At 72.2% G+C, this 22,808-nt stretch carries 21 protein-coding genes and 1 tRNA gene; 13 read left to right on the top strand and 9 right to left on the bottom strand.

Annotated elements, in window-relative coordinates; genetic code table 11:
- Window positions 1-52: 52 nt before the first annotated feature.
- Entirely contained in the window at window positions 53-1,567 is a 1,515-nt protein-coding gene (locus ACXR8F_RS01450) for a phosphotransferase (protein ID WP_458798462.1), read from the bottom strand.
- A 97-nt stretch (window positions 1,568-1,664) separates the two neighbouring features.
- Here ACXR8F_RS01450 and nudC point away from each other — a divergent pair, with 97 nt between their 5' ends.
- Window positions 1,665-2,645, top strand: coding sequence for an NAD(+) diphosphatase (gene nudC, locus ACXR8F_RS01445; protein ID WP_458798461.1), 981 nt, complete (start codon window positions 1,665-1,667; stop codon window positions 2,643-2,645).
- Between the two features lie 9 nt (window positions 2,646-2,654).
- Here nudC and ACXR8F_RS01440 read toward each other — a convergent pair whose 3' ends face one another.
- Entirely contained in the window at window positions 2,655-2,924 is a 270-nt protein-coding gene (locus ACXR8F_RS01440; RefSeq protein WP_045193243.1) for a mycoredoxin, read from the bottom strand.
- 112 nt (window positions 2,925-3,036) lie between these two features.
- Here ACXR8F_RS01440 and ppk2 point away from each other — a divergent pair, with 112 nt between their 5' ends.
- The 6 genes from ppk2 to ACXR8F_RS01410 all read left to right on the top strand — a co-directional run bounded on the left by ppk2 (window position 3,037) and on the right by ACXR8F_RS01410 (window position 7,635).
- Window positions 3,037-3,876 (top strand): polyphosphate kinase 2, encoded by an 840-nt coding sequence (gene ppk2 / locus ACXR8F_RS01435; RefSeq protein WP_458798460.1) that lies wholly within the window; start codon window positions 3,037-3,039, stop codon window positions 3,874-3,876.
- 20 nt (window positions 3,877-3,896) lie between these two features.
- Window positions 3,897-6,011: an ATP-dependent DNA helicase UvrD2 gene (locus ACXR8F_RS01430; protein WP_458798825.1), complete on the top strand. Its 2,115-nt coding sequence runs from the start codon at window positions 3,897-3,899 to the stop codon at window positions 6,009-6,011.
- Window positions 6,012-6,155: 144 nt separating this feature from the next.
- On the top strand, window positions 6,156-6,416 hold the full coding sequence (locus ACXR8F_RS01425; RefSeq protein ID WP_458798459.1) for a hypothetical protein: 261 nt from the start codon (window positions 6,156-6,158) through the stop codon (window positions 6,414-6,416).
- A 312-nt stretch (window positions 6,417-6,728) separates the two neighbouring features.
- The gene (locus tag ACXR8F_RS01420; RefSeq protein WP_458798458.1) at window positions 6,729-7,016 is read left to right on the top strand and encodes a WhiB family transcriptional regulator; all 288 of its coding nucleotides are present in this window, start codon (window positions 6,729-6,731) and stop codon (window positions 7,014-7,016) included.
- Between the two features lie 74 nt (window positions 7,017-7,090).
- On the top strand, window positions 7,091-7,225 hold the full coding sequence (locus ACXR8F_RS01415; RefSeq protein WP_458798457.1) for a hypothetical protein: 135 nt from the start codon (window positions 7,091-7,093) through the stop codon (window positions 7,223-7,225).
- 215 nt (window positions 7,226-7,440) lie between these two features.
- Window positions 7,441-7,635: a hypothetical protein gene (locus tag ACXR8F_RS01410; protein ID WP_458798456.1), complete on the top strand. Its 195-nt coding sequence runs from the start codon at window positions 7,441-7,443 to the stop codon at window positions 7,633-7,635.
- A gap of 7 nt (window positions 7,636-7,642) precedes the next feature.
- Here the strand turns inward: ACXR8F_RS01410 and ACXR8F_RS01405 are convergent, their stop codons facing one another.
- The 3 genes from ACXR8F_RS01405 to ACXR8F_RS01395 form a co-directional block, all read right to left on the bottom strand.
- Window positions 7,643-8,974, bottom strand: a complete 1,332-nt coding sequence (locus ACXR8F_RS01405; protein WP_045193293.1) for an ABC1 kinase family protein — start codon at window positions 8,972-8,974, stop codon at window positions 7,643-7,645.
- 205 nt (window positions 8,975-9,179) lie between these two features.
- Window positions 9,180-10,151: a hypothetical protein gene (locus ACXR8F_RS01400; protein WP_458798455.1), complete on the bottom strand. Its 972-nt coding sequence runs from the start codon at window positions 10,149-10,151 to the stop codon at window positions 9,180-9,182.
- A 186-nt stretch (window positions 10,152-10,337) separates the two neighbouring features.
- Window positions 10,338-10,499, bottom strand: a complete 162-nt coding sequence (locus ACXR8F_RS01395; protein ID WP_020143053.1) for a DUF5679 domain-containing protein — start codon at window positions 10,497-10,499, stop codon at window positions 10,338-10,340.
- A gap of 189 nt (window positions 10,500-10,688) precedes the next feature.
- Here ACXR8F_RS01395 and ACXR8F_RS01390 point away from each other — a divergent pair, with 189 nt between their 5' ends.
- Complete coding sequence (locus ACXR8F_RS01390; protein ID WP_458798454.1) at window positions 10,689-11,240, top strand: YgjP-like metallopeptidase domain-containing protein; 552 nt, start codon at window positions 10,689-10,691, stop codon at window positions 11,238-11,240.
- A 338-nt stretch (window positions 11,241-11,578) separates the two neighbouring features.
- Here ACXR8F_RS01390 and ACXR8F_RS01385 read toward each other — a convergent pair whose 3' ends face one another.
- Window positions 11,579-12,157: an NUDIX hydrolase gene (locus ACXR8F_RS01385; protein WP_458798453.1), complete on the bottom strand. Its 579-nt coding sequence runs from the start codon at window positions 12,155-12,157 to the stop codon at window positions 11,579-11,581.
- Window positions 12,154-13,971: a zinc-dependent metalloprotease gene (locus tag ACXR8F_RS01380; protein ID WP_458798452.1), complete on the bottom strand. Its 1,818-nt coding sequence runs from the start codon at window positions 13,969-13,971 to the stop codon at window positions 12,154-12,156. The genes ACXR8F_RS01385 and ACXR8F_RS01380 overlap by 4 nt, the downstream gene beginning before the upstream one ends.
- A 152-nt stretch (window positions 13,972-14,123) precedes the next feature.
- On the opposite strand from ACXR8F_RS01380, the gene ACXR8F_RS01375 reads away from it, so the two are divergent.
- Window positions 14,124-14,600 (top strand): molybdenum cofactor biosynthesis protein MoaE, encoded by a 477-nt coding sequence (locus ACXR8F_RS01375; protein ID WP_458798451.1) that lies wholly within the window; start codon window positions 14,124-14,126, stop codon window positions 14,598-14,600.
- Window positions 14,597-15,736 carry a YlbL family protein gene (locus tag ACXR8F_RS01370; RefSeq protein WP_458798450.1) on the top strand — a complete coding sequence of 380 codons (1,140 nt, stop codon included), beginning with the start codon at window positions 14,597-14,599 and terminating at the stop codon, window positions 15,734-15,736. The genes ACXR8F_RS01375 and ACXR8F_RS01370 overlap by 4 nt, the downstream gene beginning before the upstream one ends.
- A 54-nt stretch (window positions 15,737-15,790) precedes the next feature.
- Here ACXR8F_RS01370 and ACXR8F_RS01365 read toward each other — a convergent pair whose 3' ends face one another.
- A complete protein-coding gene (locus ACXR8F_RS01365) occupies window positions 15,791-16,321 on the bottom strand; it encodes a PPA1309 family protein (protein WP_082081153.1) in 531 nt (176 codons plus the stop codon).
- A gap of 272 nt (window positions 16,322-16,593) precedes the next feature.
- Between ACXR8F_RS01365 and ACXR8F_RS01360 the strand changes: the two genes are divergently transcribed.
- From ACXR8F_RS01360 to ACXR8F_RS01350, 3 genes are all read left to right on the top strand, one after another.
- The gene (locus tag ACXR8F_RS01360; RefSeq protein ID WP_458798449.1) at window positions 16,594-19,596 is read left to right on the top strand and encodes a UPF0182 family membrane protein; all 3,003 of its coding nucleotides are present in this window, start codon (window positions 16,594-16,596) and stop codon (window positions 19,594-19,596) included.
- A 144-nt stretch (window positions 19,597-19,740) separates the two neighbouring features.
- Window positions 19,741-19,814: transfer RNA gene (locus ACXR8F_RS01355), tRNA-Met, on the top strand.
- A gap of 182 nt (window positions 19,815-19,996) precedes the next feature.
- Window positions 19,997-20,905 carry an alpha/beta fold hydrolase gene (locus ACXR8F_RS01350; protein ID WP_458798448.1) on the top strand — a complete coding sequence of 303 codons (909 nt, stop codon included), beginning with the start codon at window positions 19,997-19,999 and terminating at the stop codon, window positions 20,903-20,905.
- 84 nt (window positions 20,906-20,989) lie between these two features.
- On the opposite strand, the gene ACXR8F_RS01345 is transcribed toward ACXR8F_RS01350, so the two are convergent.
- Complete coding sequence (locus tag ACXR8F_RS01345) at window positions 20,990-22,693, bottom strand: aminotransferase class V-fold PLP-dependent enzyme (protein ID WP_458798447.1); 1,704 nt, start codon at window positions 22,691-22,693, stop codon at window positions 20,990-20,992.
- Window positions 22,694-22,808 lie beyond the last annotated feature (115 nt).

The raw sequence follows: 22,808 nt of genomic DNA, 5'->3' as shown, positions 1-22,808 counted from the left end.
GGGGGGCCCGGCGCAGGACACGGCGGGAGACCAGAGCCGTGACGGGGGAGGCTCAGGCGCGGCGGACGTCGCCCGGGTGCCCCGGGTGGTTCACGGGCACGAAGTCCGATGCGCCCTCGTGCAGGTCACTCACCCCGTCGGGCAGCGCCTCGACCTCGTCGATCTCGAACGGCGAGGCGCCCGCGTGCGCTGCGACGAGGGGCACGGGCTGCGACTCCTCGACGGCGATGTCGGTCTCGTCGTCGAGCAGGTCGGCCGTCGCGATCGCCTGGGTCTCGCCGGGCGTCGGGAAGGGGGTGTGCGGCTGGGTGGCGTCCCAGGCCGGCTCGGGGGGCTCCGCACCAGCCGAGCGGTCCGAGCGATCCAGGCGGTCCGAGCCGGCCCAGGCAGTCGGGCCATCCGAGGCGGCGGCGCCGCCGGAGGCTTTGAGCTCGGGACGGTCGGGACGGTCGGGACGGTCGAGCAGGTCGGTCGTCGAGATCGCCTGGGTCTCGCCGAGCATCGGGAACGGCGTGTGCGGCTGGGTCGCGTCCCACGCGGGCTCGGGCCGCTCCGGGTCGTCCGGGTCGAGCACGGCCTCGGCGCGCTCACGGGAAGCCCGCGTGCGCTCGCTGCGCTCGGCGTCCTCCCGCGCGTGGCGGCGGTCGTCGGCCTCGACCCGGGCATCGAGCGCGCGCAGCTCGTCGGCCGTGCGCTCGACGACGTCGAGGCGGCCGGAGGCGAGCGCGTGGAGCAGGGTGCGCAGGGGCGCCATCTCGGCTGCGAGCCGGGCGCGGCGCACGAGGTGGACGTCGGGCCGTTCGACCCGCGACTGCGAGTAGGCCTCGAGCACGGCGTCGAGGGCCTCGGGCGGTGCCACCCTCGCGAGCTCGGCGAAGTCGTCGGCAGGATCGCCGATGCGGCTCTCCTCCCAGGCGAGCACGCCGCGCACCCGCCCCGTGGACGAGTCGTCCTCGTCCTCGAAGGACGCGAGCACGTTCTCGCCGGAGAGCGTGCCGTGCACCGCGCTCGGCGCGAACCGCCACAGCGAGACGTCCTCGAGGGCGTGCTCCCAGCGCGTCAGCAGCGCCGTCGGCACGTGCCCCGTGGCCGCGGCGCGGTCGAGCTCGGACAGCCGGCGTCGGCGGTGGGTCTCGGCGTCGTAGGTCGGCCTCCCGGCCTCCTCGAAGAGCAGGTGCTCGACGTTGTGGATGTGCGCCAGCGTGCGGCCGACCTCCGCGGCCAGGCTCCCCGGTCGCAGTCCCGCGAAATCCAGCGGCCGGCCCGGCACCCGCAGGTAGACCGCGGCGCGGCCCTCAGGCACCTGGGCGAAGCCGCGCACCATGGGCATCGCGACGTCGAGACGACGCCCCAGCAGGCCCGAGAGCGGTGCGATGTCGTCGAGCATGGCCCCGGCCGCGGGGGTGGCAGGACACTTGACGACCCATCGGCGGTCCTGGGAGTCCTGCACGTACGCGATCTCGAAGAGGTCGCCGGCCCGTGACGGCACGCCCTCCACCGACACCGGGTCGAGGCCCGGGACGGCTGAGCTCGCCAGGGCGGCGAGGAAGAGCGGGCTACGGGTCACGCGTCCACGGTAAGTCGAAGCGCCCCCTGAGCGTGGGAGGCGGCGCCCGGGCCGGGTCGCCGCCGCGTGGGACGCCGGCCGTCCTAGGGTGGGCCGTGTGGCCCTGACCGACGAGACCCTGGCCGACCTGGCACTCTCCCGCAGCTCCCTGGACCGGGCGGCCGACGAACGCCGGCGACCCGGTGTCATCGCCGAGCTGCTCGCCGACCCCGGCACGCGTGTGGCCGAGGTACGGGGCGACCGCATGCGCGTCGTGGCTCCCGACGGCACCGCCGGCGACGGCTCACTGGGTCTCGTCCTCCGGGCGCCCGAGCCCGAGGACCGCACCCGCCTCGCACTCCACCTCGGGCGCGACGCCGACGGCACGGCATACGTCGGCGTGGTGGCACCGGAGGAACCGGCGGGCCACGTGTCAGACGAGGCCGGCGACCCGCAGACGCGCGAATGGCTCACGCTGCGCCAGGCGGGGGAGGCCCTCGGAGGGCGTGACGCGGGGGTCTTCACCACCGCGCTGGCGCTCGCGCACTGGCACGCCACCCATCGCTTCTGCCCCCGGTGCGGAGCGCCGACCGAACCGGTCGAGGCGGGCTGGGTGCGACGGTGCGAGCGCGACGGCACCGAGCACTACCCGCGCACCGACCCCGCGGTCATCATGTCCGTGGTCGACGCCGACGACCGCCTGCTGCTGGGCCGGGGGGCGCACTGGCCGGAGGGGCGCTTCTCCGTGCTGGCGGGCTTCGTCGAGCCGGGGGAGTCGTTCGAGATGGCCGTCGCCCGGGAGGTCTCGGAGGAGGTCGGCATCGCGATCGACTCGGCCCGCTACCTCGGCAACCAGCCCTGGCCGTTCCCGTCGTCGGTCATGATCGGCTTCGCGGCGACGACGCGTGAGACCGAGCTGACGATCGACCCCGTCGAGATGGCCGAGGCACGCTGGGTCACCCGCGAGGAGTACCGCGACCTGCTGCGCAGCGATGCCATCCGCACGCCGAGCGGCATCTCGATCGCGAAGCGCATCATCGAGCGCTGGCTCGGCGCGACGGTGGAGTCCGTCGTCGCGGGCCGCGCCCCGAGCTGGTGACGTGCCGTACTAGCCGGCGAGGCGCTGCTTGACCTCGGCCAGCGAGGGGTTCGTCGCGGCCGTGCCGTCGGGGAACACGACCGTCGGCACGGTGCGGTTGCCCGCGTTGACGCGCTCGACGAAGTCGACGTGCTGGGGGTTGGCCTCGAGGTCGATCTCGGTGAACGGGACGCCCTCGCGCGACAGCTGGCCCTTGAGCCGCGTGCAGTAGCCGCACCACGTCGTGGTGAACATCGTGATCGTGCCCTCGTCGGGCGTGACCGGGGTGAGCTCGGGCATCGGTTCCCAATCGTCGTGCGTGCGTCGTGCTGGTGGGGCGCCGGGGCTCCGGGCCCCGAGCGGGTTGGGGACGGGTCCCGCGGACGTCGTCCCTCGATGCAAGGATGACCCCATGGCCCGGCAAGGTGCAAAGCGACCCCGCAAGATGGACCTGAACGTCTACGAGGCCGAGGTCCGTCGCCTGCAGGCCGGGCTCGTCGAGTTCCAGGAGTGGGTCCGGTCGACCGGCCAGCGTGTCGTCGTCGTCTTCGAGGGCCGCGACGCGGCCGGCAAGGGCTCGGCGATCAAGCGCATCACCGAGTACCTCAGTCCCCGCGTCGCTCGCATCGCGGCCCTGCCGGCGCCCACCGACCGCGAGAAGACGCAGTGGTACTTCCAGCGCTACATCGCCCACCTGCCCGCCGCCGGCGAGATCGTCCTGTTCGACCGGTCCTGGTACAACCGGGCCGGGGTCGAGCGCGTCATGGGCTTCTGCAGCGACGAGGAGTACGCCCGGTTCCTCGAGCAGGCGCCCGTGTTCGAGCGGATGCTCGTCGACGACGGCATCATCCTGCGCAAGTACTGGTTCAGCGTGTCCGACGTCGAGCAGGAGCGGCGCTTCCGCTCGCGCGCGAAGGACCCGATGCGCCAGTGGAAGCTCTCGCCGATGGACCTCGAGTCCATCACGCGCTGGGAGGACTACTCCGAGGCGAAGGACCACATGATGGCGGCCACGAGCACCGAGTGGGCGCCGTGGCACGTCGTCGAGTCCGAGGACAAGCGGCGCTCGCGCATCAACGTCATGCACCACCTTCTCGGCTCCATCCCGCACGTCGCGATGACCCCCGACGTCCCGGCGGTCCCGAAGCGACCCGCGCCGCGCGGCTACGAGCGGCCGCCCCAGGACTCCCAGAACTACGTGCCCGACCATGCCGCCAGGGTGCTCGCCATCGCGAAGGGTGATCGCTCCTGACCTCCGCCTCCGCCGACCAGATCCTCGAGGGGCTCGACCCCGAGCAGCGCGAGGTCGCCCTCGCCCCACCCGGGCCGCTCTGCATCCTCGCCGGTGCGGGCACGGGCAAGACCCGCGCCATCACGCACCGCATCGCGTATGCCGTCCACTCGGGCGCGCAGCAGCCGCAGCGAGTGCTCGCGCTGACCTTCACCGCGCGCGCCGCCGGCGAGATGCGCACCCGCCTGCGCGGGCTCGGCGTCCAGGGCGTGCAGGCGCGCACGTTCCACGCGGCCGCCCTGCGCCAGCTGCACTTCTTCTGGCCGCAGGCCATCGGGGGCGCGGCGCCCGAGGTGATGAGCCACAAGGCGCCGGCCGTCGCCGAGGCGGCCAGCCGGCTTCGCATGCAGTTCGACCGCACGACCATCCGCGACCTCGCCGCCGAGGTCGAGTGGGCGAAGGTCAACCTGCTGACCCCCCAGTCCTACGCCGCCCGTGCCCGCGAGCAGCGGCGTGAGCCACCCGGCCTCGACCTCACGGCCATGGCGCGACTCTTCGAGGCCTACGAGGACGTCAAGCAGCGCCGTGGCGTCATCGACTTCGAGGACGTGCTGCTGCTCACCGTCGGCATCCTCGACGAGCGCGAGGACATCGCACGCACGGTGCGCGGCCAGTACCGCCAGTTCGTCGTCGACGAGTACCAGGACGTCAACGACCTCCAGCAGCGACTGCTCGACCAGTGGCTCGGCGAGAGGAGCGACCTGTGCGTCGTCGGTGACCCGGCCCAGACGATCTACTCCTTCACGGGCGCCAGCCCCAAGCACCTCGTCGGGTTCTCCAAGCGCTTCCCCAAGGCGCACGTCGTGCGCCTGGTGCGCAACTACCGCTCCACCCCGCAGATCGTGGGTCTGGCCAACACCATCGTCGCGTCCGGCACGCAGGCGGCGCGTGAAGGTGCGGTGCGGCTGCTCGCCCAGGGTGAGCCCGGGCCCGAGCCGCAGCTGACCTCCTACCCCGACGACCCTGCCGAGGCGGCCGGGGTGGCAGAGCGCATCCGGTCCCTGGTGGCGTCCGGTCACCCGGCCGCAGAGATCGCCGTGCTCTTCCGCACCAACGCGCAGTCCGAGGCGTTCGAGTCGGCGCTCACCGACGCGGGCGTGCCCTACCTCGTGCGTGGCGGCGAGCGGTTCTTCGCCCGCAAGGAGGTGCGCGACGCCATCCTGCTGCTGCGCGGCGCAGCCCGCAGCGACGACGGCGAGAAGTCCCTCGGCGAGATCACCCGCGACGTCATCACCGGCGCGGGCTGGTCGCACGAGCCGCCGTCGGGCGGTGGCGCCACCCGCGAGCGCTGGGAGTCGCTGAGCGCGCTCGCCACCCTCGCCGACGACATGGCTGCGGCCGCTCCCGACGCGCGGCTGCCCGAGCTCGTCGCCGAGCTCGACAGGCGCGCTGCCGAGCAGCACGCGCCGGCCGTGCAAGGGGTCACCCTGGCCAGCCTCCACGCGGCGAAGGGTCTCGAGTGGGACACCGTCTTCCTCGTGGGCGCGTCCGACGGTCTGATGCCGATCTCGATGGCCGAGGGGCCGGATGCCATCGAGGAGGAGCGGCGCCTGCTCTACGTCGGTCTCACCCGTGCGCGCAAGCAGCTCTTCCTCTCGTGGTCGGGAGCCCGCACGCCGGGTGCGCGCGCCACCCGTCGCGTCTCGCGGTTCCTCGCGCCGGCCGCAGGCATCCTCGGGCAGGGCGCGCGCAGCGAGGCCCGGTCCGGCGCCTCCAAGCGGTCCGCGCCCAAGGTGGCGCGCATCGCGCACTGCCGTGGCTGTGGCACCGAGCTCGTCTCGGCCGCGCAGCGGAAGGTGGGCCGTTGCGACGACTGCCCGCCCACCTACGACGAGGCGACGTTCGAGCGCCTGCGCACGTGGCGGCTCGCGGTGGCTCGCGAGGCCAGCGTGCCGGCATACGTCGTCTTCACGGACGCGACCCTCACGGTGATCGCCGAGGAGGCACCCTCCGACGAGGCGGGCCTCTCGACCATCAGCGGAGTGGGGGCGCGCAAGCTGGAGCAGTACGGCAGCGACGTGCTGGCGATCCTGGGCGGGGCAGATCCGCAAGAGTTGCTCGAAAGCCGTTCTGCCGCAAAGGAATCCGCTGGATGACGGTGTCCCGCGAAAAATAGTCTCGAAAACTTCGTTAAATCAGTTGTTCGCCCGCAACGCGCACGCGTACCCTTTAGGACGTCAAGCCCAACGGCTCAGGTAGCCGGCTGGGGACCGCGAGAAGCAGATAGGAGGGTCGGCCAGATGGACATCACCACGATGACGATGAACGCAGCAACCTGCGTCCTTTCCGTGCGTCCGCGCGCAGCCGGCCAGATCCGTCTTGCGGACTCCACGTTCGAGGGCCAGGGGACCACTGTGTCCGTCGCCGCCGTCATGGGCGGCCGCGTTGCCGATTTCCGCGCCCCGATCACGGGAGACGTCTCGGTCCTCGGCCGCACGTCCGCCCCCGCCTACAAGACCACCGATGTCGTTCGCTCCCGCTCTGGGAGGCCCCCGGTCTGACACAGACCTTGAAGCCTCACCTCCAGGCCGCGAACCCGACATCACCGGGTCCGCGGCCTTCGTGTTTCCCCGGAAGCTCCCGTGGCCCCCGGAACGATTGCCGCCCCACCCCGCAGTAACCGACACCGCAGCAGAGCGCCCCACCGGGCGCCGGACAGATCAGGGACACAAGAGATGACTCCTCGGATGCCGAGCAGCAGGACCGAGTCGCGCACCGTCGGTGCCGACCTTCGGGTCCGTACCGAGAGCAGGACAGAGACGAGTGAGCAGGGGCGCCCGGCCGAGGGGGCCCCGGAGACGGAGGTGAGAACGATGCAGCTGAGCGAACTGATCGACATGAGGACCGAGGCCGAGCAGGTCGGCGAGACGATTCCGTGCCGCGACTACGACGCGGAGCTCTGGTTCGCCGAGCGACCGGAGGACGTCGAGTTCGCCAAGACCCTCTGCGGGCTCTGCCCCGCACGGATGCAGTGCCTCGCCGGCGCCCTCGAGCGCCAGGAGCCGTGGGGCGTCTGGGGCGGGCAGCTGCTCGTCCAGGGCGCCGTCGTGGCTCGCAAGAGGCCCCGCGGCCGTCCGCGCAAGCACCCCGTGGCTGCGTGAGCTTGCGTGAAGACGCATGACGCAGTTGTCGAAAACCTTGAACACCAACCTTTTTCACAGACCAGGAGATCGTCATGAACCAGCTCGAAATGCTGGCTCGCGAGCGGATCAACGAGCACAGTCGGCGTCTGGAGCGCAGCGGCATCCGTCGCAGCGCCCGGCTGATCGCTCTGGAGATCCGCGCCAAGCGACGCCACAACGAGAAGTGAACGACCGCGCCGTCGGGCGCGTTGCAGGACAACTGAATCGAGTGAGCGAGCCGCGGGTGACGCGCACGTCACCCGCGGTTCCTCATGCCCGGGGCCTTTCTCGCGCGCCCGAGGCGTCGGGTCGCTGCCCCTGAAGGTCACGCCGGATTCCCGCGTGGCGCCACGAGAGCCGCCCGCCCCGGCGGATACTGACAGGGAGGGAAGGGAGGACCCCCATGGACACCTCAGAGATCGTCCCGGTGCTCGTCTGCTCCGGCTGCGGCACGACCCCACCCACCGACGAGCAGGCCGCGGCTCGTCTCACCTGGAGCCGCGGCACCGACGGCCGGCGCACCACATGGACGTGCGAGCGCTGCAGCCGCGACAACCTCCGCTCGATCGAGAGCAAGCTCGACCCCGACTGGTGGTGACGAGCGGTCAGCCCGCCTCGCCCACGGGCGGCAGGTCGGCTCCCGGAAGCAGCTCGTCGACCAGCGAGCGACCGTGCACCGTGCCGCCGAGCTGGCTGAGCACGCCGATGCTCCCGCCCCAGACCCGGTGGATGAGCAGGTAGTCCGGCGGCAGGTTGAGCTTGTAGGCCACGGCATAGTTGGGCTGGCGCGGGTCGTTGATGTGCGCGAACACCCCCCGCAGCCATTCACGGCTGAACGTGAACGTGTCGGTGCGGAACGGCGCCATGAACGGCTCGAGGTAGTCGAGCAGCCGCTGCGGGTCGAGGTCGATGTTGCTCCTGACGAAGCCGATCTCGCGCAACCCGTCGAGCACGTCCTCGGCGCTGCCCTCGAGCCCGGTGGTCAGCAGCGGTCCGATCTCGGGCGGCATGCCGTCGGGCAGCCGGTTGACGGCGCCGAAGTCGATGATGCCGAGCCGGCCGTCCGGCGTGATGCGGAAGTTGCCCGGGTGCGGGTCGGCGTGGAGCAGGCCCGCGCGCGCCGGCCCGGCGAGCAGGAAGCGCAGGTAGAGCTGCGAGGCAGTGTCGCGCTGCTCCTGAGTGCCATCGGCGATGATGCGCGACAGCGGCAGGCCGTCGAGCCACTCCGAGACGATGACGTGCTCGCGACCGTCGACGACGTGGGGCACGTGGAAGTCGGGGTCGCCGTCGAAGGCCGCGGCGAAGGCCGCCTGCGACTCGGCCTCGAGGCGGTAGTCGAGCTCCTCGGCCATGCGGTCACGCAGCTCGTCGAGGATGGGGCCGAGCTCGATGCCGGGCACCCAGCCGGCGGCCACCTTGGCCACCCGGCTGATCTGCCGGATGTCGCTCATGAGGGCGGCCCCGGCGCCGGGGTACTGGATCTTGACGGCGACGTCGCGCCCGTCCTTCCAGACGGCGCGGTGCACCTGCCCGATCGAGGCCGAGGCGACGGGGTGGTCGTCGAAGGACTCGAAGCGGCTGCGCCAGCGGGTGCCGAACGCGGCGCGCATGACACCGTGCACCGACGTCGTGGGCATCGGCGGCGCGCTGTCCTGCAGCTTGGTCAGGGTGGCCCGGTAGTGGACCGCGAGGTCCTCGGGCAGCGCGGCCTCGAAGATCGACAGCGCCTGCCCGAACTTCATCGCGCCGCCCTTGAGCTCACCGAGCACCTGGAAGAGCTGCTGGGCCGTACGCGCCTGCAGCTCGGCCGCGACGATCTCGGCGGGCCGTCCGCCGAGGCGCTTGCCGAGACCGAGGGCCGTGCGGCCGGCGAAGCCGAGGGGGACGGAGGCGAGCTTGGCCGATCGCACGACGGCCTTGCGCGGCAGGTCGGTCACGGCACACCTCCTCGGGTGAATCGACGACGTCGACCTCGCGGCACGAGGGCGACGACGAACGGGGCGCGCCACGTCTGGGCTCGCTCCCGCACCCGACTCTATGTCGTGCACGCCGTGATGCGTGATGGCACGCGTCCAGGCGTTCGATCCGGGACGTCCCGTCGAGCGGTTCAGCCGTCGAGTCGAGAGACCGATGCAGGGTGTCTCAGGCGCCGGGGCGGAGGGCCTCGTCGGACGGCCGGAGCAGACCTCGTGATGCCTCCGGCAGCCTCGGCGAGGCACCGGCCGTTCGTGCAGAGGCGGGGTGTGCCGTGCACAGTGGGTGGGTGGGCCAGCGGCGGTGGTCCATGCGCGGCCAGGGCAGGCTCACCTCGACGGAGACGCCCGGCGGCGGTGGGTGCCCCTCGAGCACGCCCGTGACGAGGAGCGTGACCGTGCCGACGACGATCTGCGCCAGGCCGGGTGGCAGGGCCTCGTGCACGCCGTCGGGAGGTCCCGCCAGCGCGACATGCCGCGGTGGTGTCGCCTGCGTGATCACCGTGGGCCACGCGTCGTCGCGGTCGGCGCGGTGATGTTCGAGGCACCACAGGCACGGGGCGTCGCGTGAGGCCAGAACGAGCGGGCCGATGGTCGTGCGGGGCCCGGCCGGCGCGACCGGGAGGTGCGGCACGCCGTGCCTCAGCCAGAGGTCGCCACGACGGGGGTCGACGAGGGGAGAGCCGATGAGCACCACGAGGTCGGGGCGGGGTCGGTCGGGGGAGGCCGTCGCCCGGTCGAGGGCGGCCCGTCCGTGCACCACCCCGACGTTGCTCGACACCAGGGCGGCCACGATCTCGGCGGCGAGGTGCCCGGAGCCGTCGACGACCACGCGAGCCGGCCGCTCCGTGTTCGAGGGCTCGCGGTCGCCCGCACGGTCGACGAGGACGCCGAGGTCGTGAGCCAGCCCGAGCAGGGCCCGCCACCGGTCCACCGGGACGCCGGCCTCCGCCGCCATGCGGTCGGTGGCGGCAAGGGGCAGCGCGCCGTCCAGGCGTGCCAGCAGGGCGGCCTCGGCGCTCGTGATGCCCTCGACGACTGGCCCGTCGGGCAGCACCCCGAACTGCACCTCACCCTGACGTCGCGTGAGGGGCCGGAGCCACACGGGCACTCGGGGATGTGGCGGCACGGCAGCAGACATCGGACCTCCTGACCCGGTGGCGCCGGCTGCGGCACCACCCTCGGTCGTCAGGTTCGCAGCAGCACGCGCGCGGCCGCCGCGGTCGTCCACAGGTCGCTGCGGCCACCCGGGGACGCACGAGGGGGGCGGGACCGTGTGGTCCCGCCCCCCTCGATCTGCGGCGTCAGCGACGCCGGCGTGACCTTGTCAGGCCTTGCCCAGGATGCGGTTGAGGTTCGTGCCACAGACGGGGCACTGGCCCTTGGCCATGCGACGGCCGTTGTCGGACACGACAACCTTGCCCTCGGCCTCGCGCTTCTCCTTGCACTTCACGCAGTAGAACTCGCCCTTGTAGGTCTCGTCAGCCATTGGTGTCTCCTTGTTGCTGGCGCCCATCCGACGGGCGCCTCGACTCGTTCAACCCTAGAGCACGCTGAGCACGAAATCATGCTCATCCCCGCTTGGCGTGGCCTCCCGAAATGGGGTATGCCGTGCGCTGCCGGACGTGTCGGTGTCGTGCTGCGCCCCGTTGTCGGTCGGCTGGCTTAACCTGCCCTCATGGCGACGACGCGGCGCGAGGTGGTGCACACCGTGGTCGACGGTGTCACCGTCGAGGTCCGCCGCAGCGCCAAGCGCCGCCGCACGGTGTCCGCCTACCGGCAGGAGGGGCGGCTCGTCGTGCTCGTCCCGGCTCGCATGAGCCAGGCCGAGGAGGGCGAGTGGGTGCGCACCATGGTCGCTCGCGTCGCGGCGTCCGAGCAGCGCCGGCAGCGCAGCGACGGCGACCTCCAGCAGCGGGCGCTCACGCTCTCCCGTGACCACCTCGGCGGCCGGGCGGTGCCGTCGAGCGTGCGGTGGGTGAGCAACCAGAACTCCCGCTGGGGTTCGTGCACCCCCACCGAGGGCTCGATCCGCTTGTCCGACAAGCTCCGTGGCATGCCGGGCTGGGTCGTCGACTACGTGCTGCTGCACGAGCTCGCACACCTGCTGCAGCCCGGGCACGGCCCTGAGTTCTGGGAGCTGCTGCGTGGCTACCCACGGCTCGAGCGCGCGCGTGGCTACCTCCAGGGCGTGTCGGCCGCCGCAGGGCTCGACCTCAGCGACGACTGACCCCGGCGCCTCGTCGCCCGGTCGCCGCGGCCGTATGCCATCCGGCCGGCTCGGGCGGCCGCAGCGAGGCTCCTGGCGTCCGTCCGCCGAGCCTCCCGGCGCGCTGTTCCGTTGCCCGCGCGGCACGGCCTGCGAGCCCCTGTGCCGTCACTGACCGTGCGTCCGTGGTCCGCGGCGCCGCTGCGCACCCCGTGCCTGCGCCACACCGGTCAGGGCACGACAACGCTGGCTCGGACACCGGTCTGCGAGGGCGTGCACGGCGTGTCGTGGGAGCGGAGCATGACGCAGATCACACTCGGCGGTGCGCCCCCATGGGCGATATGGGCGTTCTGTCCCGCTCAGGCGCGGGCACGGATGGCGCGGACCGCAGCCGAGACCAGCGGCTCGAGCTCGTCGCGGGTGCCTTCAGGGAGGGCGTCGACCGGCCACCAGCGCACGTCGACCGACTCGGTGCTGACGGCCGTCGAGGCGGAGCGGGGCGCGACGGCGGCGAACCTGATGTCCAGGTGCTCCCGGCAGGTGCCGAAGTCGCCGTCCAGCACGTGCCGGTCGAGCTGCACGATCTCGGGCAGGGCCGTCACGTCAGGGATGCCGGACTCCTCGCGGGCCTCGCGGGTCGCCGCCGCCCAGACGGACTCGTCGCCGGCCTCGAAGTGCCCGCCGAACTGGAACCACTGCCGGGCACGCCGGTGCAGGGTCAGCAGCGCCGACTGCCCGGTCTCGTCGAGCACGATCACACTCCCCGTGAGGTGGGCCGGGGGACCGGCCTTGCTCACCGCGTCGGGGTGGGCGCGGAGGTGCTCGAGGTAGGTGAGGCGTAGCCGCTCCTGCTCGGCGTCGGGGGCCACCCACGCCTCGAGGCGCGCGACGGCGTCGTCGTGCAGCACCTGCCAGGCAGGACCCGTCGCCGCCGTCACCTGGTCTCGCCGGGGTCGTCGGGGTCGTCGGGGTCGCCGGGCTCGCCGGGGTCGCCGGTGTCGCCGGGCTCGTCGTGGTTGCCGATGTCGCCGGGGCGCCCGGGCTCGCCCGGCCCGTCGCCCTCGGGCGTCGTCGGCTTCCCGCCACCGCGCTCGCGGTCGGCCTCGTCGAGGATCCCCTTGAGCACCGAGTCGAGGTCGTCACCGAAACCTGCGCCGAGGTCGTCGCCCAGTCCATCGCCCAGGCCATCGCCCAGGCCATCGCCCAGGTCGGCATCGGTGGACCGGCCGCCTGTCGCACCGCCGGTGGCCCGCTCGACGAACCCGATGGGGTCGTCGAGGTCGGCCGAGGTGGGCGCGAGGTCGGGGTGGTCCCAGCGGCCGTCCCGCAAGCCCTGGCCGCCGGCGCTCTCGAGCGCGGCCCAGAGGTTCGCGGCGTCACGGAGGCGACGCGGCCGCAGCTCGAGGCCGACGAGGCCGGCGAAGGTCTTCTGGGCTGCGCCGCCGACCCGGCGGCGCCGGATGGTCTCAGCCAGCGCCGCCGACTGCGGGAGGTGTGCCGCCGTCGCGCGGTCGGTGACGTGGTCGACCCACCCCTCGGCGAGGGCGAGCAGCGTCTCGAGGCGGCCGAGGGCCGTGCGCTGGGCCGCGGTGGGCTGGGGCCGGAAGAGGTTGCCCTGCAGGGCCGAGCGCAGGGCCTCCGGGTCGGACGGGTCGATCGTCGACAGCGCGGACTCGATGGCCTCGGTGTCGATGGTGATGTTGCGGGCGTAGTCGGACACGGCCGAGAGCAGCTGGGGCCCGAGCCACGGCACCTGGGAGAAGAGGCGCACGCGGGCCGCTTCGCGCACGGCGAGGTAGAGGCGCACCTGGGCGACGTCGAGCTCGAGCGACTCGGCCAGCTGTGTCACGTTGCCGGGCAGCAGGGCGACGAGGCCCGGCTCGGTGAGGGGCAGGCCGACCTCGGTCCCGCTGACCACCTCGGTGGCGAGGGTCCCGACCGCCTGGCCCAGCTGGGCGGAGAACATCTGGCGGCTGAGGTTGCCGAGCATCGGCGCCCACTGCTCGACCATCTGCTGCGGGTCGAAGCCGGGGGGCAGGCCTTCGGGCAGCGCCTCGCCGAAGGCCTCGGGCCCCAGCTCGCCCACCTGCTTGCGCATGGCGTCGGACGTCGCGGCCGTGACTCCGTCGGACACCGGCTCGATCAGCTCGAACCAGCGCGGCATCGTCGCGTCGACCCACTCCGCGCGGCTGAGGCCGGTGGCCCGCCACGACGGGGAGTCGAGGGTGGTCTGCTCGTCCAGCCAGAGCGTCGCGACCGCGACGGCGTCGTGCACGGCTCGCGAGGCCGCGTCGTCGTGCACGTCGTTGCCCTCGACGGCGAGCACGTGCCGGCGGGCGACCTCGGTGGCGAGGTCACGCGAACCGGTCGGGGACTGCTGGGCGGCCATGAACGTGCCGAGCTGGGCCCGCATGGCGGCCTGCGTCGCAGGGTCGCTCGGGTCCACGCCCATCGAGCGCATCGCCTCGGCGAGCTCGGGGTTCTCGGCAGCCTCGCCGAGCACCTTCTCGAGCATCGCCCCGAGGTCGGAGGCGTCCATCCCGCCGAGGTCGGGGAGCATGCCGCCGGGACCGACCGACCCAGAACCGGCGCCGCCGGATGCGGGCCGGTTCAACGGCAGGCCGAAGGGGGAGTCGCCGGGAGCGCGCTCGGGCTCCTGAGGCTGCTGCTCGTCCCGGGGCTCCGGGGTGTCCGGGTGCTCGTCGTCCCGGTCGCTGCGGTTGTCGTCACCGCGTCCGCGGTCGTCGGCCATGCCTGCTCATCCCCACTCGAAATGGTGTCGTGCCGGCCACACGGCCGCTCATCCAAGACAACCACGGATCGACCCCGTTGGTTCCCCGGTGGGGTGTCGCCCGACGGGCTCGCCGGGCGCGACGGTCCCCTCAGCGGCATACGATTGCCCGCGTGACGGTCACCCTTGCCGAGATCCGTGAGACGCCTCTGTCGGTCGACGAGGTGCTCGCGAGCGTCTCCTCCCCGCGCGCGGGCGGGACCTGCCTCTTCGTCGGGACCGTGCGCGACCACGACGCCCCTGCCGCCCCCGCTCCGTCGGAGGCCGCCGCGGGCGAGGGTGGGGCAGCCCGCGGCGACAGGGCAGTGACTCACCTCGACTACTCCGCCCACCCGCAGGCGGCCGACACGGCACGGGCGCTCGCCGAGCGGATCGCGGCCGACGGCCGGGTCGTGCGCATCGCTGTCGTGCACCGGGTGGGTCACCTCGAGGTCGGCGACATCGCGGTCGTCGTCGGGGTGAGCGCCGAGCACCGCGGCGAGGCCTTCGAGGTGTGCCGCCAGCTGATCGACGAGTTCAAGGCGACCATCCCGATCTGGAAGCACCAGCAGTTCGCCGACGGCGCCGACGAGTGGGTGGGCCTGCCGTGAAGACGATCAAGCGCGTGCCCGAGCAGGCGAGCGACGCGGCGCTGCCCACCCGGGCCGAGCTCCTCGAGGGCGAGGGCCGGGGCACCCTCACCCGCGGCAACAAGGCCGTGCTCGCGGCCTTCTTCCTCTTCCTCGTGATCGCCGTCGTCGGTTCCGTGGTCCACCTGCCGTATGCCGTCATGAGCCCGGGTCCGACGCAGGACACCCTCGGCGCGTCCGGCGACGGCAAGAAGACCCCGATCATCTCGATCACCGGCCTGCCGACCTACCCCACCGACGGCGCGCTGCGCTTCACGACGGTCCGCGTCGAGGGTGGCCCCGGCTACCCCGTCGACGCCTGGGACGTGCTGCAGGCGTGGGTCGACCCGGCGCGCGACGTCTTCCCGGTCGACGACATCTTCGACCCCCAGGTCACCAAGGAGCAGGTCGCCGAGGAGAACGCGATCCAGATGGAGGGGTCGCAGGAGGAGGCGACCGCCGTGGCACTGCGCGCCATCGGCAAGGACGTGCCGACCCACATCGCCGTCGCCGGCCTCACCGACGCCTCGAAGGCCAAGGACCTGCTCAAGGTCGGCGACCGCATCACCGAGATCGACGGCGAGGCGATCACGACGACGCAGGCCGTCCGCGACGCCCTGCAGAAGTCGCGGCCGGGCGACACCGTGTCGCTCACGATCACCCGCGCCGGCAAGGAGCAGCAGCTCGAGGTCCCGACGATCGAGGGTCAGCAGGGCCGCACCGCGCTCGGCGTGCTGCTCGGCCTCGACCACGACTTCCCGGCCACGGTGAAGATCGACGCGGGCGCGATCGGTGGTCCGTCCGCCGGCCTGATGTTCTCGCTCGGCATCTACGACAAGCTGACGCCGGGCCCGCTGGCGGGTGGGCGTCAGATCGCCGGCACCGGCACCATCGACGACGAGGGCAAGGTCGGGCCGATCGGTGGCATCCACCAGAAGCTCGCCGGTGCCCGCGCCGACGGCGCCGAGTTCTTCCTCGCCCCGGCCGACAACTGCGACGAGGTGGTCGGGCACGTGCCCGACGGGCTCGACGTCTTCAAGGTCGGCACGTTCGACGACGCCCGCGCGGCGGTCGAGGCCGTGGCCAAGGGACAGACGGGCTCGCTGCCGCGCTGCTGAGACGTGCCCGAGGGGCGCCGCACCATCGGAGGCTCTCGCGGGCCCGGCCTCGGGCTAGTCCTCGAAGGTGGCCTTGAGCGCCTCGACGAGTCCGGGCGCGATGTCCCTGCCCGTCGCCACGGCGTCGTCGGAGTCGTGGTCGCGCTGGCGCAGCAGGCAGATCGACGAGCCGTCGCGCAGGACAGCCACGACGAGGCGCACGTCCTTGCGGTCCGGGTGCGCGGCCAGGTGGTCGACCGCGTCGTCGCCGCGCGTGGGCAGGTCGCGCTCGGCCTCCGGCGGCACGACCATGCGCTCGATGGCGAAGGCGCAGCCGTCGACCTCGTCGGGCCACGCGAGCCGGCCGAGCAGCGTCTCGAGCGAGCTCGTCGTCGGCAGGCCCTCCTGCTCGACCGCGGTGAGGGCCCCTTCGGCGAGGTCGGCCGGGCCCATCTGGTCGCGCAGCTGGGGCTCGCGCTCGAGCAGGTCGGCGGTGCGCACGAGCGCGAAGAGCCGGGCCGGCTGGTCCCAGCCGCTGGCCGCGACGTGGCGCTCGGTGTCGAGGGCGGCGATGGCGAGGGGGTCGATGACGGGCTGCGCGTTCACGCCTCCATGCTGCCGTATGGCGCGGGGTGGCCGGTCGGCACGTACGTGCGCAGGTGGTGCACGCGTACGCGCGTGGTCGGTGGACGCGTACGCGCGTGGTCGGTGGACGCGTACGCGCGTAGGGGTGGATGAGTACGCGGGCGCGGGTCACGGTGCGGTATCGCCCCGCGGGCTCGCGGCGAGCGCGGGTTATGGTTGCCGCAGGCGGCCCGAGGTGGCCGCCACCGGGTCCGCCCGACCACCTGCCCGCCCTCGCACCCAAGGCACGCCACGTGAGCGACAGCAACTTCGGCCCCCCGCCGGGCAACTTCAACGACGACGACTCCGGCGCGCCCCGGCGTGCGGAGGCGGCAACGCTGCCGCCGACCCGGCGCCCGCTCGTCACCGCCCTCGTGGTGGCCGCCGCCCTGCTGGTGGTCATCGCCATCGCGGCACAGTTCTGGACCGAGGTGCTGTGGTACCAGTCGGTCAGCTTCTCCGGCGTCTTCACCACCCAGCTCGTCACCAAGCTGCTCCTCGGGGTGGTCGGTGGCCTCCTCACGGCGGCGATGGTGTGGTCGAGCATCCACATCGCCTTCCGCAGCCGGCCGATCTACGCGCCGTCGCCCGAGACGCAGGCGATGGAGCACTACCGCCAGCTCGTCGAGCCGATGCGTCGCACCGCCACCGTCGCCGCGCCGCTCGCCGTCGGGCTCTTCGCCGGCCTCTCGGCGGCGACGCAGTGGGACACGTTCCTGCTGTGGCGCAACAGCAACCCGTTCGGCACGAGCGACCCCGAGTTCGGCCTCGACGTCAGCTTCTTCGTCTTCGACCTGCCGTGGGTCAACTTCGTCGTCGCCTTCCTGACGATGATCCTCGTCATCGGCTTCATCACCGCCGCGTTCACGCACTACCTCTACGGCGGCATCGTCGCCGGCAACAAGATGCGCTCGACGCACGCCGCGCGCGTGCACCTGTCGGCCATCGCGGCGGCCCTCGTGCTCGTCCGGGCCGTCGCCTTCTGGGTCGACCGCTACAACCTGGCAACGGCCCAGTCGACGAAGATCACCGGCATCCAGTACACCGAGTCGCACGCGATCATCCCGACCAAGGGCATCCTCGCGGTCGCCGCGGTGATGTGCGCGATCATGTTCCTCACGACGATCTGGACGCGCTCGTGGCGCCTGCCACTCGTGGGCGTCGCGGTCCTGGCCGTCATCGTCGTCGCGGTCGGTGGCATCTACCCGGCACTCGTGCAGTCCCTCAAGGTGCGCCCCTCCGAGAAGTCGCTCGAGGTGCCCTACATCCAGCGCAACATCGACGCGACCCGGGTGGCCTACGGCTTCGACCAGATCGACGTCAAGCCCTACGACACGAAGAGCGTCGCCACCCAGAACGCGCTGCGCAACGACGCGGCGACGGTCCCGGGCATCCGCCTCATCGACCCCAACGTCGTGAGCCCCACCTTCAAGCAGCTCGAGGCGAGCAAGGGCTACTACCAGTTCGCCGACGTGCTCGACGTCGACCGCTACCAGATCGACGGCAAGTCCCAGGACACCGTCATCGCGGCGCGCGAGCTCGACCTCAGCGGCGTGCCCGACGGGCAGCGCAACTGGCTCAACGACCACACCGTCTACACGCACGGCTACGGCGTCGTCGCGGCCAAGGGCAACACGCGCACTACCGACGGGCGGCCCAGCTTCTTCGAGTCGCAGATCGGCAGCGAGGGCGCGCTCGGCAAGTACGAGCCGCGCATCTACTTCGGCGAGAGCTCGCCGGAGTACTCCATCGTCGGCGCCAACAAGGAGTTCGACTACCCGGACCCGCAAGGAACGGGCCAGATCAGCTACACCTACAAGGGCACGGGCGGCGTCCCGCTCGACGCCGCCAAGCGCCTCGCGTATGCCGTGAAGTACCGCGAGATCAACTTCCTCCTCTCCGACCAGGTGAGCGACGGGTCGCGCATCCTCGACCACCGCACCCCTCGGGACCGTGTCCAGCGCGTCGCGCCGTGGCTCACGCTCGACGGCAACGCGTACCCCGCGGTCGTCGACGGCCGGGTGCTGTGGGTGCTCGACGGCTACACGACCTCGTCGAACTACCCGTACTCCGAGACGACGACCCTCGACACCGCCACCGAGGACGCCGTGACGAGCACGCGCAACTCGGTGCGTGCCGTGCAGGCCGGACAGGTCAACTACGTGCGCAACTCGGTCAAGGCGACGGTCGATGCGTACGACGGCACCGTCACCCTCTACCAGTGGGACGAGAAGGACCCCGTGCTCAAGGCGTGGATGTCGATCTTCCCGGGCACGGTCCAGCCGCTGAGCACGATCAAGGGCTCGCTCATGTCGCACCTGCGCTACCCGGAGGACCTCTTCAAGGTCCAGCGCACCCTGCTGGAGAAGTACCACGACCGCGACGCCGCCTCGTTCTACGGAGGCCAGAACTTCTGGCGGGTGCCCGACGACCCGACGCAGTCCGGGCAGGACCTGCTCCAGCCGCCGTACTACCTGTCGCTGGCCATGCCGGGCCAGCAGGCGCCCGCCTTCTCGCTCACGTCGACCTTCATCCCCACGGGAGACCGCAACGTCCTGTCGGGGTTCCTCGCCGTCGACGGTGACGCCGGCTCCGAGACGGGCAAGAAGTCGCCGAACTACGGCAAGATGCGGCTGCTCGAGACCAACGGCGGGTCCACGGGTCCCGGCCAGGTCTACAACGACATGCGCACGTCCACGGTGACCTCGAACGACGCCTCGCTCGGCCGGCAGCTCACGCTGGCGCAGTTCATCTCGACGACGTCGTCGACCGGCGCGAGCGTCATCTTCGGCAACCAGCTGACCCTGCCGGTCGGTGGGGGACTGCTCTACGTGCAGCCGATCTACGTGCGTGCCCAGTCCAGCGGGTCCGGCACCTACCCGCGTCTCTCCGCGGTGGCGGTCGCCTTCGGCGACAAGATCGCCTGGGCCGGATCCCTGGATGCGGCCCTCAACGACCTCTTCGGTGGCTCCTCGGGTGCGCAGGCCGGTGACAACGGGACGACCCCGACGCCGCCGGCACCCACCCCGACGCCGACGCAGACGGGCACCCCGACCGCGCCACCGGCCACGGGCGCGCCGAACGCGGCGGCCCTGTCGAAGGCGCTGCAGGACGCCGAGGCGGCGTACGCCGAGGGTGAGGCAGCGCTGAAGCGTGGCGACTTCGCGGCGTACGGCCAGGCCCAGACGAAGCTCAAGGACGCCCTGAAGCGCGCGGTCGACGCGTCGCCGAAGTCGACCCCGACGGCCGGCCCCTGACGCCGACCCGTCGCCAACGGGCTGCGGCAGCACGCGAATCGCGTGCTGCCGCAGCCCGTTTCGCTTGTCGGGTCGCGTGCAGAGGGCGCGTCGTCACCTCGATTTGGTCCTGCGGGAGGTTTCGCGTAACGTTGCTCTTGCCGACGCGGGGTGGAGCAGCTCGGTAGCTCGCCGGGCTCATAACCCGGAGGTCGCAGGTTCAAATCCTGCCCCCGCTACTAACAGCGCATCGCGCGGTGACGAAAGGCCCCCACAGTGTGGGGGCCTTTCGTGTTTCCTCTGGCTCGACACGTCTGGAGCAAGGGATCCAACGCCGCGGTCACGGATGCTGCGCCGAGGACAGCACGACCCCACGTGGCGATGCTCGGACGTACCCGTTTCCACCCTCTAGCGTGGGCGGATGGGCCACCCCCACGCCGACGCCGGCACCCGCACGGTCACGACGCCCGACGAACGTTCCCTCGACGTGCTCGACGCAGGTGGTGACGGGCTACCGCTGCTCTACCACTCCGGCACCCCGGGCGGCGCGGTGCCGTGGCCGGCTGCGATGGAGGCCGCGCGCACGTCGGGACTGCGCTGGGTGACCTACAGCCGCCCCGGCTACGGCGCGAGCACGCCGCGACCTGGGCGCACGGTCGCCGATGCCGCCGCGGACAGTGCCGTGGTGCTCGACGCCCTGGGACTCGACGAGTTCGTGACGATCGGGTGGTCGGGAGGTGGGCCGCACGCGCTGGCGTGCGCCGCGCTGCTCGCGGACCGCTGCCTCGGGGCGGCGACCATCGCCGGCGCCGCCCCCTCGCGTCAGCCGGACCTCGACTTCCTGGCCGGGATGGGCGACGACAACGTCGAGGAGTTCTCACTGGCCTTCCGGGGACGCGAGGCGCTCGTGCCCGCCGTCGAGGAGATGGCGCGGTCGTTCCGGCACGTCACCGGGGAGCAGGTCGTGGAGGCGCTCGGTGGTCTGCTCAGCGCGTCTGACCTCCGGGCGCTGGAGGGCCCGCTCGCGGACTACGTCGCCGCCTCCGGGCGCGAGGCGGTCAGGGTCGGCCCGCAGGGGTGGGTCGAGGACGACCTCGCGTTCTGCGACGACTGGGGCTTCGACGTGGCGTCGCTCAGCGTGCCTGTGGCGGTGTGGCAGGGCCGTGAGGACCTCATGGTGCCCGCAGCCCACGGCGAGTGGCTCGTCGCGCACGTGCCCGGGGCGCGGTCTCACCTGCTCGAGGGGGTCGGCCACGTCTCGCTCGTGGCGCGGGTCGGTGAGGTCCTCGAGGATCTCGTCGACCACCGACGTGCTCTGCCCGGCGGGTGACCGGCCGGAGAGCAGGGTGCCCGGGCGGGTGCGCCACGTCCTGCTGCATCGACGTCTCGAGCGCGGACGTCCACACGCAGGCGTTCAGCGCGACAGGCTGGTGACGGGCAGCTCGAACCACCGCAGGTGGTCGAAGTCGACGTTGACGTGCGCCTCGTCGCAGCGCTTCGGCTCGGCCGCCGCCAGGATCGCCCGGGCCTCGTCGAGGTAGCCCGCGAGCGCCTCCTCGCCCGCACGCTCGAGCTGGGCGGGGTAGGTGAGGCGCCCCTGCTCGAAGCCGATCCGGTCGAGTCGCAGGGGCGGCTCGACGGGGCCGTTGCGGTGCCTCCAGAGCCCCGTGGCGGGCTCGAAGTCGTAGTCGTCGAGCAGGCGCCAGCCCTCGCGCGCGACGAGGCGCACGGCTTCGATGACGTAGTCGGCGACGACGTCGGAGATGAAGTAGTTGAAGTTGACCCGCACCCAGCCGGGCTTGATGCCCTCACAGCCCCGGCCGATCTCGCGCTCGAACTCGTGGGACCTCTCGAGGTCGATGCCGAGCAGGTAGTGGCCGTAGGGGCCGGCGCAGGAGCAGCCGCCGCGGGCCTGGATGCCGAAGAGGTCGTTGAGCACCGCCACGACGAAGTTGTGGTGCAGGTAGCGCCCAGCAGCGGCGTGGACGACGAACGACACGATCGAGAGCCGCTCTGCCTCAAGGTTGCCCAGGATCTCGATGGACGGCTCCGCTTGCCACGCCTCCACGGCTCGCCGGAGGAACCGGTCCTCGCGGGCCCGGATCGTCTCGACGCCGACCGCCTGCTTGAGCTTGAAGACGAGCCCGGCCCGGATGGCCTCGATGATGGCGGGCGTGCCGCCCTCCTCACGGTGGGCGGGGTCGGTGACGTAGTCGTGGTCGGCGGGGTTGACGTAGCTGACGGTGCCGCCGCCGGGCACGTCGGGCACCCGGTTGGTCATCAGCTCACGGTGGACGACGAGCACGCCCGGGGTGCTGGGCCCGCCGATGAACTTGTGGGGGCTGAGGAAGACGGCGTCCTTGTATGCCGCCGGGTGGGCCACGCCGCGCCCGCCGCGGCCGTACATCTCGATGTCGACGTAGGGCGCCGCCGCGGCGAAGTCCCAGAAGGCGAGGGCGCCGTGCTCGTGGAGCAGCGTCGAGATCGCGTCGGTGTCGGTGACGATGCCAGTGACGTTGCTCGCGGCTGAGAAGGAGCCGATGAGCAGGGGCCGGTGCGCGTATGCCGTCAGGCGCTCGCGCAGGACGTCGAGGTCGACGTGCCCGTCGAGGTCCTGCGGGATGACGACGACGTCGGCGACGCACTCGCGCCACATGACCTCGTTCGAGTGGTGCTCGTAGGGACCGATGAAGATGACGGGCCGTTCGTCTGCGGGAACGAGCGCGCTCGCGTGCCAGCGGTCCTCGAAGTTCGAGGGCACTCGGAGGCCGAGGATGCCGACGAGCTTGTCGATCGCCCCGGTGCAACCGGAGCCGGCGAAGACGACGACGGTGTCCTCGTCGCCGCCGACGGCGTCGCGGATGGTGCGCCGGGCGTCCTCGCGCAGCCGCGTGGTCTGCAGGCCGGTGCCGGAGCTCTCGGTGTGGGTGTTCGCGTAGCGCGGGAGCACCTCGTCGCGGATGAAGTCCTCGATGAACGAGAGCGCGCGGCCGGATGCCGTGTAGTCGGCGTACGTGACCCGGCGCGGCCCGTAGGGGCCGACCATGACGTGGTCGTCGCCGATCACGCTCTCCCGGATCGCGGCCAGCAGGTCGTCGCGGTCGCCGGATGCAGCCATGAACCAACCATAGCGCGAAGTGATGCTATCGGCGCGAAACATAACCATTGATTGGTCAAGTGTGCTGGACATGACAGCGCCCCTGCCGACGGCGGTCGGCAGGGGCGCTGGTCAC

Source organism: Terrabacter sp. AAH1 (assembly GCF_054456855.1).
Note: the sequence above shows the minus strand (reverse complement) of the source record. Positions and strands in the feature narration are given on the sequence as shown.

Bases quoted from the DNA above. Each gene is read 5' to 3' on its own strand.
- ACXR8F_RS01415 (WP_458798457.1), top strand. From the start codon at position 7,091: ATGAACCAGCTCGAAATGCTGGCTCGCGAGCGGATCAACGAGCACAGT.
- ACXR8F_RS01410 (WP_458798456.1), top strand. From the start codon at position 7,441: ATGGACACCTCAGAGATCGTCCCGGTGCTCGTCTGCTCCGGCTGCGGC.
- ACXR8F_RS01350 (WP_458798448.1), top strand. From the start codon at position 19,997: ATGGGCCACCCCCACGCCGACGCCGGCACCCGCACGGTCACGACGCCC.
- ACXR8F_RS01420 (WP_458798458.1), top strand. From the start codon at position 6,729: ATGCAGCTGAGCGAACTGATCGACATGAGGACCGAGGCCGAGCAGGTC.
- ACXR8F_RS01390 (WP_458798454.1), top strand. From the start codon at position 10,689: ATGGCGACGACGCGGCGCGAGGTGGTGCACACCGTGGTCGACGGTGTC.
- ACXR8F_RS01440 (WP_045193243.1), bottom strand. From the start codon at position 2,924: ATGCCCGAGCTCACCCCGGTCACGCCCGACGAGGGCACGATCACGATG.
- ACXR8F_RS01425 (WP_458798459.1), top strand. From the start codon at position 6,156: ATGGACATCACCACGATGACGATGAACGCAGCAACCTGCGTCCTTTCC.
- ACXR8F_RS01380 (WP_458798452.1), bottom strand. From the start codon at position 13,971: ATGGCCGACGACCGCGGACGCGGTGACGACAACCGCAGCGACCGGGAC.
- ACXR8F_RS01345 (WP_458798447.1), bottom strand. From the start codon at position 22,693: ATGGCTGCATCCGGCGACCGCGACGACCTGCTGGCCGCGATCCGGGAG.
- ACXR8F_RS01395 (WP_020143053.1), bottom strand. From the start codon at position 10,499: ATGGCTGACGAGACCTACAAGGGCGAGTTCTACTGCGTGAAGTGCAAG.
- ppk2 (WP_458798460.1), top strand. From the start codon at position 3,037: ATGGCCCGGCAAGGTGCAAAGCGACCCCGCAAGATGGACCTGAACGTC.
- ACXR8F_RS01400 (WP_458798455.1), bottom strand. From the start codon at position 10,151: ATGTCTGCTGCCGTGCCGCCACATCCCCGAGTGCCCGTGTGGCTCCGG.